The organism is uncultured Methanobrevibacter sp. (assembly GCF_902764455.1).
Taxonomy (GTDB): domain Archaea; phylum Methanobacteriota; class Methanobacteria; order Methanobacteriales; family Methanobacteriaceae; genus Methanocatella.
Map to the genome: position 1 here is coordinate 44415 of NZ_CACWVY010000004.1, position 12673 is coordinate 57087.

The following is a 12673-nucleotide window of genomic DNA, read 5'->3' on the forward strand; positions in this document are numbered from 1 at the left end:
AAAAATAGATGCGAATTGAACAATGAAATAATATCTGCGACACTCTTTCATTAAAAAAAATTAGAAAGATGAAGATACAATCTTCATCGACTGTATAGATAGTTTATAATACCTATAATTGCTAAAATTAATGTTATCAGATAACCAATAACTGCAATTAACGGCATGTCAAACAGCATTGGCCCTCTGTCGATTGTCATAACTATTGATGAACTCATTAAAAGTGCAGCAATTATTACAACTAATGAAAATTTGCTTACAATACGGTCCAAACGGTCAATTTCAAACCTGAACTTCAGTTCATCATTATTCAACTTATGAATAGTATTTGTGAGAATCGGAGGCAATGATTTGAGCATGTTTTTATAGTAAAGCAAACTGCCTTTTTTACTTTCCAAATAGTTTTTAATATTTGTTCGCTCTCCGATAACCTCTTTGGCTATCGGTTCAACTGAAGCCATAACATCCACATTCGGATCAAGCATAGTAGCATCAGCTTCAATCATGGATATTCCTCTAGCCATTGAAACGAATTCATTTGGAAGAATAACTTCATAATCCTGCATTAAGTCCAGTAATTTCACCAGCACCTCATTCAGCCCACCTGCATCACTTGCAAAGAATCTAAAGAATAAATCACGAAGGTCACGCTTTAAATTGGTTGTATCCATGCTATAATTCAGTATACCCATATATATGAACTGATTGACCAAACCATTTACATCCTGATCTGCAATCAACATCAACATGTCGCAAAGATCTTTTCTAAAACCGTCATCAAGAATTCCAATTGAGCCTAAATCAATATAACACACAACATTATCATCTAAAATCATTATGTTACCTGCATGAGGGTCGGCATGGAAAAATCCATCAAGCAATACCTGCTTCATAAAAGAATCAATGACACGTTTAGCTAGAAGAGATTTGTCAAATTCTTCACTATCACTTGCAGCCACATCAGATAATTTAGTTCCATCAATAAATTCCATTGTAAGAACTTTTGATGTACAGTAATCCGGATAAGCAATTGGAATATGTATGGTCTCATCTTCAGAGAAGTTAGCATCAAGCTGTTTCATGTTAATTAGCTCATTGGTGAAATCAATTTCAATATGTATATCATAGTCAAATTCATCAATCATCCCAGGCAAATTGTATTTTCTAAATTCATCATTATGATTATGAATTTGAGCCACAATGTACTTCATGATAGCTATATCATATTCAAGGGTATCTGCAATACCTTCTTTTTGAACTTTAACAGCTACTCTCTCACCTGAAATTAATCTAGCTTCATGAACCTGAGCAATAGATGCTGTTGCAAGACTTTCCTTTGAAAATTCAGCAAATAAATCATCAATATTTCCATTGAGTTCCCTTTCAATTATTGTTTTAACTTCTTCATAAGTGATAGTGGGGTTGTCGTCCTGTAACTTTTCAAATTCAGTAGCAATTTTCTCACCGACCATGTCCGGCCTAGTGCTCAAAAGCTGACCCAATTTAATGAAACTAGTTCCCAATTCCTGAAACATCAATCTTAATTTTACTGGAACTTCAGGGTCTAAAAAAAGATTATATTCCTCTCCCCTTGAAGGAAAAATTTTTTCCTTAACAGTCTTATTTAGAACTTTACTGAAACCATATTTTCGCATTGCTGCAGTTATTTGACGTAAACGGACTTTCATTTCTTTTTCCATTTTAACAAACCTCTGTTTTAAAATAACAATTCATTGAAAATTGCTAAAGAAAGTTTAATATATTGAATTAATAATTTAAGAAATAATAGATTTTGTGAGATTGATATTTACTGATGATTATAATCCATCACCCTAATCATTGAATGTTTTATCTGCCAACAGATACACCAGACAAATTGAATTAAATCTATTATTCACTATATTAATAACTATGATTTTCATACATTTAAATTATTGCACAAAAAAAGAATTTTCATGAATATTATTAAAAAAATTGGTAAAATTGATTAAAAAATATAAAGTTTTTGAGTTAAAAACTCAAAAACATAACACAACTATTTTAAAACTAAATTAGCTGATTTGCTAATAGCTTTGTAGGTGCTGTCTCCTGCGAATTTGACAGTGACTTTGTGAGTTCCTTTAGTTGTAAGTTTTATATTTACAGTAGCTACTCCTTTGCTATTGGTTTTTGCAGTGTAGGTTTTTCCTTTAACTTTGAAAGTTATTTTTTTGTTTTTGATTGCTTTACCTTTAGCAGATTTGAATGTAGCTGTGAATTTTTTGGTTTTAGCTTTTGCTTTATATGTTTTTTTAGCAGTGGTAAGTTTAGCAGTCTGTTTTTCAACAGTGATTTTAGCTACTTTATATTGACTTACAACAGAATTATCACCTATAAATACAATTGTAGCAGAATATTTACCTGCATCTGGAATATTTACCTGGACTTTAACAGTACCATTAGCATCAGTGTTTAAATTGGATTCTTCATTGTTTAAAACAATTGTAACTGCTTTATTAGCTAATGCATGGTTAAATTGATCTTTTAAAGTTACAGTTAAATATTTGCCTATTTTACCGTCAACAGCAGTGTTTACAGTTGTGAATTTTAAACCATTAACATCAATAGTGACGTTTATTTGTTTGGATTGAATTTTATAATCAAAAACAAATGCGGTTCCATTTGATTTAACTATTAAATCATATTTAATGTTTCCGACTTCACCATCAATTTTGAAATCAAAAGTTTTGTTGGAATTATCACTGAAAGATGCATTTCCAAACTGAGAAGCCATATCAGCGAAGTTGAACTGACTCATCATGTCTTTAATGTTTAGATTATCAAAACTGGTCATATTGAACTTTTTCATCAATTCTTCCATATTTAATGCATTTGCATTGAAAGTTAAGTTAGCTAAAAATTTCCCGTCAGCAAAAATACTGAAATCATTACTGGTCATATTGTTGAAAGCAGCATCCATCATAGGGGATTTTACAAAGTAGTCGAAAACAAATTTATCTGGTTTTGAAACTATTCCCAAATTATATTGAACATCACTTACGTCACCTGCAATTTTAAAATCAAATGTTTTGTTTTCACCGGTGAAATTGAAATTATTAAATAAATCTGCGAAGTTTCCGAAGTTGGACATGTTAAGGTCACTTTGATTAAGCATTTTTATAATTTCTGAAACATCATATGTTCCATCTGCGTTAGTGAAATTGAATGCAGAAACCTGTTGGCCTCCAGAGTAAATGGTAATTTCAGTTACACCACTACTGGAATTGTCAGATAAAGGAGCATCATCAGCAACGCTTACAACATCTTCTTCCACATCATTTTCAGCTAAAATTTCAGACGTATCCTGATTTACATCAGTTTCAATAGCTACAACATCATTATCGCCAGCCACTTCAATAACATCAGACGCATTATCTGATGCGCTTACAGAACTAACTGCAAGTAATGAAATGAAAACTATTGAAAAAATTAATAATATTTTATTAAATTTCAAATTTATTCCTCCATAAAAAAAATTAAAGATGAAATTAAATTTTAATTTCATCATAAAGTTCGAATTTTATTTAAAAATTAATTTACCTGCTTTGCTAACTGCTTTGTAGATGTTGTCTCCTGCGAATTTAGCAGTGACTTTGAAAGTTCCTTTTTTGTTGAGTTTTACTTTAATAGTAGCAACACCTTTAGCATTAGTTTTTGCAGTGTAGGTTTTTCCGTTAACCTTGAAGGTTACTTTTTTACCTTTAATTGCTTTACCATTAGAAGTTTTTAATGTAGCTGTGTATTTTTTGGTTTTTGCTTTTGCTTTATATATTTTTTTAGCTACAGTGAGTTTGGTAGCTTGCTTATTGACAGTAACTTTAGCTATGTCGAATGCACCGTTATAACTATCATCCTGCAATAAAGCCACAGTACAGGTATAGGTTCCTGCTTTTGCAATGTTTACTGGTAATTTTGCAACTCCGTCTTTATCAGTTGTTACATTGTATTTTTGACCATCGATAGAGATTTGCACAGTTTTATTGTTTAAAACATTACCTAACTCATCTTTTATAGTAGCAGTGAAATCTTTGCTTATTTTAGCAGTAGCTGTGATATCTTTTGCATCAATTGCAACATTTACTTTATTAAGAGATACAACAAAATCAAAGCTTTTATTGGTTGAAGTACCATTTACAGTGCTTTTAAGCAATAAATTATGATTTCCATTTACTAAATTAGCAAATGAAACTTTTCCAGTACCATTTTCATTAAGAGCTACATCATTGCTTTGTTTACCGTCTACACTAGCAGTAACCATAATATTTGGTATTGGATTGCCGTATTTATCCACTACGGTTATAGTTACAACAGTATCATTTCCGAGGTTTTTAGGAAGAGCAATGTCTGCGAAGTAAACAACATCTTCAAGATAAGCAATTAAAAGATTGGATGTGACATTTGTAGTGTTGTAGTTTCTATTGGATAGGAAAGTTGTGGTTACATTATAATTTCCAGGGTTGAAAATGTAATCGAAAGATACAGTCATCATGCTTTCCATTGGATTGCCTGATCCGTTACCGCCGAACATTTCTTCCCAGTTCATGCCTCCGCTTCCATTGAACATTCCTGTCCAATTCATATTCATCATTTCAGTCCAGTTAAATGTTCCGTTACCGCCGAACATTTCTCCCCAGTTCATGCCGCCGGAGTCTCCTCCCATCATAGCACTCATCATTTCTTCCATACCCATGGAACTAAAGATACCTATAATGCCAGTAAAATCAAATTCAGCACTGCCGATACCGTAAACAACTTTTACTCTTTTACTTAAGCTATCGGATGCCCATGTTATGGTCACAACAGCTTCACCAGATAATTTATTGCCGTTTTTATCAGTTACATTAATAGGAACTGTAACATTCTGATATAAATCAACAACAATATCATCAACATTTATAATAGGAGTTGCTTTTGTAACATAGAAAACTGCATCTTTAGTTAAAATTTTATCTGTTCCATTTATTAAAGTAGCTTTAACATAATGTCTTCCTACTTCATAATCTCCTAAAGGTAATTTAATTTCTGACTGACCAGAAGTAGGATTTATAGGTGCTTCTTCTACTATATAATTACCATCAACATATATTTCAACACCACTTTCGTTATAGTTAATAGTACCAGTGTTGTCAACGACAGTAACATTGATAGATACTTGTTCATCATACGGTACATCTTCAACAATTATATTCATATCTACATCAGATGCATTATCTGATAATACTTCATTTTGATTTTCATCAACACCAATAAGTTCTATTTCACTATCATCAGCAGATACCTTCATGATATCTGTTACATCATTACTATCAGAAGCACTTACAGCACTAACAGCAAATACTGAAATAAGAACCATGAAAATAATTAGAAAAGTTTTATTAAATTTCAATTTAAATCCTCCTTAAACAAAATAATTATTTTATAGTCAATTTACCTTTTTTACTAAGCGCTTTGTAAGTATCGTCTCCTGCAAATTTAGCTGTGAAAGTGAATTTACCTTTTGTAGTGAGTTTCACTTTAACAGTAGCTACACCTTTAGCATTGGTTTTAGCAGTGTAGGTCTTACCTTTAACACTAAATGTTATTTTCTTGTTTTTGATTGCTTTTCCTTTAGCAGACTTGAAAGTTGCTGTTAGCTTTTTGGTTTTGGCTTTTGCTTTGTATGATGCACTTTTGGTTGTGAGTTTAGCAGTTTGTTTAGTTACAGTGACTTTAGCTATATCAAATACACCATTATATGCATCATCACCTAAATAAGCAATAGCACAGGTATAAACATTAGCTTTTGCAATATTGAGTTGTATTTCAGCAGCTCCATTTTCATTTGTAGTTGCATCGTATTTTTCACCATTTATTGAGATTTGTACAGTTTTATTGTTTAAAATATTACCGAACTCATCTTTTAAAGTAGCAGTGAAATATTTGCCGACTTTACCATCGACTGCAGTATTTACAGCAACAACAGACATGTCATTAGCTTCAAATGCAAGGTTTACTTTTGGAATAACTATGCTAAAGTCAAAGGTCTGATTAGTTATGTTGCCTGTGGCATTAGTACTAACTAATAATTTATGATCACCAGTGACTAAATTGTCAAAAGTAACTGTTGCCATTGCATTATCATCTAGGGTTGCGTTTACTTCCTGATTGTCGTCAACAATTGCTGTTACATCTATTTTTGGCATAGGATTTCCGTATTTGTCCAATGCTATGATGGTTACAATTGTTTTGTCTCCTTTGTTTTTAGGAGAGGTAATGTCTGTTACAAAGAAAACATCACTGTTGTAAACAACAGTAAGATTAGTGTTATTTTCAGCTTCATTATAATTTCTGTTTGACAGGAAAGTTGCAGTTATATTGTATGTTCCAACCGGTAAAAAGTAAGTGAATTTAACAGCACTGCTTCCGGATGCGAAAGGACCATAACCTCCGCCTCCGTAAGGGCTGGATCCGTTACCGGTTCCATTAATCATATTTTTGATATCTGATATGTTGAATTTCATGGTAGAGTTTTGGCTGGAGTTACCTCCTCCGAATGTTGAATTCCAGTCGGTATCACCGCCCATCATGCCCATCATGTTACCCATCATATCCGCCATATCAAAGGTTGCTTCAGCACTTCCGTTGATAATTTTTGCATATTTGCTTATGCTGTTTCCAGGGAAGATTATTGTTACAATAGCGTCCCCAGAGACTTTTTTACCATTGCGATCAGTAACATTTACCGGTACTTTAACACCTGCTCCGATTATTGCAGTAACGTTTTCAAGAACTACAATAGGGTTGGCTTTTTTAATACTGAATACAGTACCAGCAGTTGCGATTTTATCGGTTCCACTGATTAATGTTGCTTTAACATAATGAGTGCCGACTTCAAAAGCTCCTATTTCAAAAGCATATTCGTATTTGCCTTCAGAAGATACTGTAACATCAGCTACATGTTTTCCATCAACATCTATACCGACAGTACTATTGTCAAAGTCAATTGAACTGGTATTGTCGACAACAGTACCATTTACAGTTATCTGTTCATCATATGTTTTATTCTCAACATTGACATCAATTTCTATATCTTTGGCATTACCCTCATCAGCGGATAACACTTCATTTGTATTTTGATTTTCATCAATTTCAAGGGTTTGTATTTCATCATCAACAGCAGATAATTCCATAGTATCTGCTATATTATCGCTATCGGAAGCACTAGCAGCACCGATAACGAAAAGTGAAATAAAAACCATCAGCAAAATTAAACTCTTTCTGATTTTCAATATTATCACTCCTTAAATAATATACTTGGTGTTTTTTAAAAAAATCTTCTTTGATGAAAAGATCAATGAATATTCATTCATTAATTTTTTCGAAAATTTCCCTTTAAAACGACAAAGTATATTACACAGTTATTAATCTTTTAAGCATTCACATATTTATTTTAAAAATATATAGTATATAAAAATATTGATTTTTTTAAAATATATTTAATTATAATGGCTCCAAATAATCAAATGAATAAAAAAATAACAAATTTATATGAAAATTATTAATTTTTTACAAAATTCAAAATTAAAAAATTTTTATAAAAATATTTAATTATTAAAAATTATCGATAAATTTACAATTAAAATCAATTTAATTCAATAATGTAACTTTCACATAGAAAAAAACAGCATAAAAAAAGAATTTATAAAAGAACTTTTGTAAAAATATGACTTTGAAAAATTTAAACAATTTTAAATGTTATAAATTTAAAAAAATAAAAAATTATTAAACAATTTAACAAAAAAATTTTCACGGAAAAAAAATTTGACACAATTATTATATATTCCGTTTAATATAATCCTTAATGAGGAAAAAAAATGATCGAACAGGATAAGTTAGGTTACAGAAAGCATGTTTTTGATGAATTTGAATTTGAAAATGGAGACATTCTACCCAATGTTGAAGTGGAATATACCACCAGAGGAACTCCAAAATATGATGAAGAGGGTAATGTTAACAATGCAATTATTTATTGCCATAGATTCAATGGAAACTGCTTATCCATCGAAGATTTACATCAATTGATTGGTCCTGAAAGCATTTTATCCGAATATAACTTTTTTTATATATCAATTACTTCTTTAGGTTATCCAGAATCATGTTCTCCATCCACAACCAAACTGAAATTTGATTTCCCAAAATATTCCATAAAAGATTGTGTGAATTTCAAAAGAAAATTTTTATCTGAAGTATTCAATATAAGCAAAGTACTTGGTATTCTCGGTGTTGGAACCGGAGGTTATGAAGCATATACCTGGGCATGCGAATATCCTGATGAAATGGAATTTTTAATGATTGGAAACAGTTCTTTTAAAACAAATGGCTATCGATACATAACTAGCAAAGCCCTGAACACTATTATTGAATCAACTGACGCATATATGGACGATGTATATAGTGAACAGTTATCTAAGATTATGTTTTCAATCAATTCATTAATATATTCCCAATATTTTCCAAAAAAGGCATTTCAAAATTTTACCCGTAATGAACTTGATTTATTTATGGATACTTTTGTTGAAGAAAATTCCTCTGAAGACATCTATGATTTCAAATTTAGAAATGACGCCATATTAAATTATGATGTGGAAGATAAATTATCCAATATCAAAGCAAAAACATCTGTAACTTGTGCTTCTGAAGATACCTATTACTCTTCTGAATTTGACGTATATCCCCTTAAAGACAAAATTGAAAATCTGGAAATCTTAAGTTTTAATGCTGAGGAATTTGTTTACAATTATGATTATTCACATTTTGAAAATCTGTTTAAAGAATTTTTAAAAGAATTTAAAAAATAGCTAAGTTAAAACTTCAATCAGCTCAAATGAACATTTTCATTAAAAAAATGTTTTAGTTATAGTAAAAACATCCCATCCATCTACTTTTCTTTCACTATTTTCCCAGTCATATGTTCTATGGTGATTTCAAATACTTCTGTTCTATCCAATAATCTTGAAATTTCATCAACAGTTTCTTCATGGGTTGGAAAAAACTTATCTCCTAAAAAAGTAAGTGCCCTTATCTTTTCGTCACTGTCAGTTAATGTTTTAATCTGACCAAAGACAATTACGCTTCTGAAAGTATACCACCAGCTGTCAGAAGTTTTCACACCTTCATCCATTACACAATAAGAACATTTTGAGTGTTTTTGAACTGCATCGTTTTTATGGCCGGTTTGTGCGCCATGGAAATATATCTTTCCGTCAGCATAGACATGACTCATTGGAAGAGAATAAGGATAATCATTATCACCTAAAAGTGCCAGAACGCCTCGAGGTTCATTTTTCAAAATGTCAATACATTCATCTTCAGGAAGTTCCTGCTTTTGCCGCCTCATTTTTCTAAACATACAATGATATTTATCTAAGGAAATTATAATACTTTTTTCATGATTCTAAACATGATTTTTGAAAACAGTACTTTGAATATGCCTAATTTTACATCAGGTGAAAAGTCATAATTAACCAATCCGGTTTCAAACCAGAATTCCTTATCTGCCTCTATAGGATTGTCTTTAAATGCCATTGCCTTCCACACATCAAAAAATATGACATCATTAAGTTTTGGAGAATGCATTTTTTTTGATTCAACATCTTTACTGAATTTTACTGCTATTTTATCAATGGCTTTTTTATCTAAAAAGTCCTTTCCTCCACAGGCAACTGCATACTTATATACCTTGTTTACCCCCCAATGTCTCAATGTTTCATCAATATATTTGGCACATTTCTTATGACCGGCACCTGCGGTTGTCACTATCACCATTGCCTTTTTGGTAAAACAAACTGGCCTGTGAAAAAGGTATGCAGTATGGTCTAGGAAGTTTTTAAGAAGAGCAGTTACGTTCATTGCATAGACTGGTGAAGTCATTATGATTGCATCTGCTTTTTTAATTCTCTCCACAATAGGACTGACTTTATCAAAGTGAGGACAGTATTTCTCTCCCTTTAATATGCAGTTATAACACCCCACACACATAGGAATGTTCTCTTTAGCAAGATGAATCTCATCGAATTCACCATTCAGATTCGTTTTCACCTGTTCTACAACTGCCCATGTATTTTTCTTTCTTGGAGACCCATTAATAATTACATACCTCATTTAAACACCTAATTGTCCTTCTTTAATAAGTTTTTCTTTATGTTCGAATTGGCTGTCAAATTCATCCACATCTTTTTCATCAACATTGAAAACATCAGGATTGTGAAATATTTCCAAATCAGTACTTATTTTACTCTCATCGAATACCTTTATCATGAAAAAGGGATTTTCATCATCCATTGGCGTTCCGTCCAGGAAAATATTGTATTTTGATGCACTGACAAATCCGAATCTGGAATAATAGTTCTCATCACCAATTACAAAAACATAAGGAATATCCATTTTTTCGGCAAGATTCAAGGTATATTCTATTAATATGGAGCCAAGTCCCTGATTTTGATAATTTTCATCAACAGCTACAGGACCCAATACAACAGCATTCTCTAAATCATTAATCTTTCCTTTGGAATAATTGATATGGGCAATGATTTTAGAGTCATTTTCTATTACAAAAGCAAGATCTGCAATAAAACTTTTATCATTTCTTAAATTATGCACAATATAATGTTCATAGGCACCCGGCCTGTATACATTCCAGAATGAATTTCTAACAAGCTTTTCAACTTCAAGATAGTCTGTTTCTTTTTCCAGTCTTATTTCCATATTCATCATCAATATAAATTAACTGCGACAAAAATACAATATTGTAATTAATTCAATACATTAACTTTATATTTTATATGATAAATATATTTTAGACTAATTTGAGCCGGCGAACCTTTCTTCATAAATCAGCTTGAAAAATGAAACAGTCCCGACAAGGGCAGTAAATGACTCGATGAGCGTGGATGAAAAATCCAGAATAGCTATAAAATAAATAATATAAAATATTCCATTGACTATGAAACTGAGCTTTATCCATTTGATATTCTTTAGAGTATAGTTGCAGATTGTTATCTGTACAATTGCCATAATCGGAAGCAATCCAATAATCCCCATCGTATTGACCATCAAACCGACAGCAACAGAGAGAACAATGAAAAATATTGTCCAGTTAAGGGTCAGCCTGTCATTATATACCATTGCATTTCTTGCGGCAGCTATTCCCATTGTGGTTACGCCGGTCCATGAAAAAAAGAAAACTGATGAAATCATCAATATGAATGCATTTAGAAACTGATGCTTATATGCCTGCTTTTCATCATTAACCCACATGCTTAAAAGAAGGAAAATGCCTGCAACAAATGATATTGCATTACCTATAATAATATTGAGGGCCAATGTCATTGTTTAATTATTTAATTTTAAAGCAATATAATATTTTGCAAAATCTTTAATAGGATTGAGTTTAAAAGTTAAATTATGGAAATAACTGCTGATGAAATGAAAAAATCAATTGAAAGGATTTATAAAAGACTTGACAGTGTCACTCCTGTTGATTTTGACTGCGGTAAACTTTGCGGTGAAGTTTGCTGCGTTTATGATGCTGAAGATTATAGAAATGAGGAGCTTGCACTATATCTGCTTCCTGGCGAGGAGCTGATGTATGAAGATTCCCCTGATTTTGAACTATACTATATGGATTCTGATGAAATAAAGTATCCTCATTCATGGAAAGGTCAGATTTATCTTGTAAAATGTATAAATCCTCCAAAATGTGACAGGTCTATCAGGCCGATTCAGTGCAGGACATTTCCTCTCATACCTCACCTGAACAAAAAGGGAGAGTTTCATCTGATATTTGACGAGTCCGAGTTTCCCTATGAATGCCCTATTGTCCATGACCACATTAAGCTTAACGATGATTTTGTTAAAACCACCTATGAAATATGGATGATGCTGATTGCAAATCCTTTAGTTTATGATCTGGTGGATATGGACTCAAGGATGAGAGACAACAGAAAAGTGGACTATGAGATAGTTATTTAAATAGCTTTAACACATACTAATAACATGACTAAAAAGATTATTATTTTTCTTTTTGCCCTGATTGTTTTGATTAATGCGGCAAATGCAATTGATTCGTCAAACTGGACTACGGCAAATGTAGGCTATGAAAACTTCAAGATACCTCCTCAGTATGCAAATCCATACAAAAGCGACTTTAACATGTATGAAGCAGATGAGGATATTGATGTGTTTACCATAAGATATGTCAATCCCAACATTATGAGCCTATACGGATATTATCTTGAAAAATACCCTGAAAAAAAGGTTAGTGTTTCCGGCCATGATGCCGTCCATTTCACATATTATGACAGGCATGACGGAACAAACAATTCCATTCTTTGGTTTTCATCCGGTGAAGAGTTCTACTACATCACATGGATTGGACACAACATTTCAAAAGAAGTAAAAGAAATAGTAAAAAGCTCATCACCTTCAAAATATTCACATGATGAATTCTATGATATTTTAGATGATGAATTCAAAAATTATAAGATTGTCAATGCCATCGAATCACAAAGATATGATTCTCCAAGCAATGACAATAGACATCATTCATTTTTTTCTGTTGGAACAAATGGTGTTAGTGTCGGTGTGATTAGTTAGA

General features: G+C 31.8%; 11 protein-coding genes. 3 read left to right on the forward strand and 8 right to left on the reverse strand.

Going from position 1 to position 12673, the window contains the following annotated elements:
• Positions 1-83: 83 nt before the first annotated feature.
• The 4 genes from QZU75_RS01750 to QZU75_RS01765 all read right to left on the reverse strand — a co-directional run bounded on the left by QZU75_RS01750 (position 84) and on the right by QZU75_RS01765 (position 7307).
• Entirely contained in the window at positions 84-1700 is a 1617-nt protein-coding gene (locus tag QZU75_RS01750; protein WP_296881232.1) for an AarF/ABC1/UbiB kinase family protein, read from the reverse strand.
• Between the two features lie 335 nt (positions 1701-2035).
• Complete coding sequence (locus QZU75_RS01755; protein ID WP_296881233.1) at positions 2036-3493, reverse strand: Ig-like domain-containing protein; 1458 nt, start codon at positions 3491-3493, stop codon at positions 2036-2038.
• A gap of 66 nt (positions 3494-3559) precedes the next feature.
• Positions 3560-5392, reverse strand: a complete 1833-nt coding sequence (locus QZU75_RS01760) for an Ig-like domain-containing protein (protein ID WP_296881234.1) — start codon at positions 5390-5392, stop codon at positions 3560-3562.
• Between the two features lie 58 nt (positions 5393-5450).
• Positions 5451-7307: an Ig-like domain repeat protein gene (locus QZU75_RS01765; RefSeq protein ID WP_296881235.1), complete on the reverse strand. Its 1857-nt coding sequence runs from the start codon at positions 7305-7307 to the stop codon at positions 5451-5453.
• A 585-nt stretch (positions 7308-7892) separates the two neighbouring features.
• On the opposite strand from QZU75_RS01765, the gene QZU75_RS01770 reads away from it, so the two are divergent.
• Positions 7893-8876 carry a hypothetical protein gene (locus tag QZU75_RS01770; RefSeq protein WP_296881236.1) on the forward strand — a complete coding sequence of 328 codons (984 nt, stop codon included), beginning with the start codon at positions 7893-7895 and terminating at the stop codon, positions 8874-8876.
• A gap of 80 nt (positions 8877-8956) precedes the next feature.
• Here the strand turns inward: QZU75_RS01770 and QZU75_RS01775 are convergent, their stop codons facing one another.
• From QZU75_RS01775 to QZU75_RS01790, 4 genes are all read right to left on the reverse strand, one after another.
• A complete protein-coding gene (locus tag QZU75_RS01775) occupies positions 8957-9427 on the reverse strand; it encodes a pyridoxamine 5'-phosphate oxidase family protein (protein WP_296881237.1) in 471 nt (156 codons plus the stop codon).
• A gap of 23 nt (positions 9428-9450) precedes the next feature.
• Positions 9451-10179 carry a flavodoxin family protein gene (locus tag QZU75_RS01780; protein WP_296881238.1) on the reverse strand — a complete coding sequence of 243 codons (729 nt, stop codon included), beginning with the start codon at positions 10177-10179 and terminating at the stop codon, positions 9451-9453.
• The gene (locus tag QZU75_RS01785) at positions 10180-10782 is read right to left on the reverse strand and encodes a GNAT family N-acetyltransferase (protein ID WP_296881239.1); all 603 of its coding nucleotides are present in this window, start codon (positions 10780-10782) and stop codon (positions 10180-10182) included.
• Positions 10783-10878: 96 nt separating this feature from the next.
• The gene (locus QZU75_RS01790; RefSeq protein WP_296881240.1) at positions 10879-11406 is read right to left on the reverse strand and encodes a YgjV family protein; all 528 of its coding nucleotides are present in this window, start codon (positions 11404-11406) and stop codon (positions 10879-10881) included.
• Positions 11407-11481: 75 nt separating this feature from the next.
• On the opposite strand from QZU75_RS01790, the gene QZU75_RS01795 reads away from it, so the two are divergent.
• A complete protein-coding gene (locus QZU75_RS01795; protein ID WP_296881241.1) occupies positions 11482-12048 on the forward strand; it encodes a hypothetical protein in 567 nt (188 codons plus the stop codon).
• A gap of 24 nt (positions 12049-12072) precedes the next feature.
• A complete protein-coding gene (locus QZU75_RS01800; RefSeq protein WP_296881242.1) occupies positions 12073-12672 on the forward strand; it encodes a hypothetical protein in 600 nt (199 codons plus the stop codon).
• Position 12673: the final 1 nt, after the last annotated feature.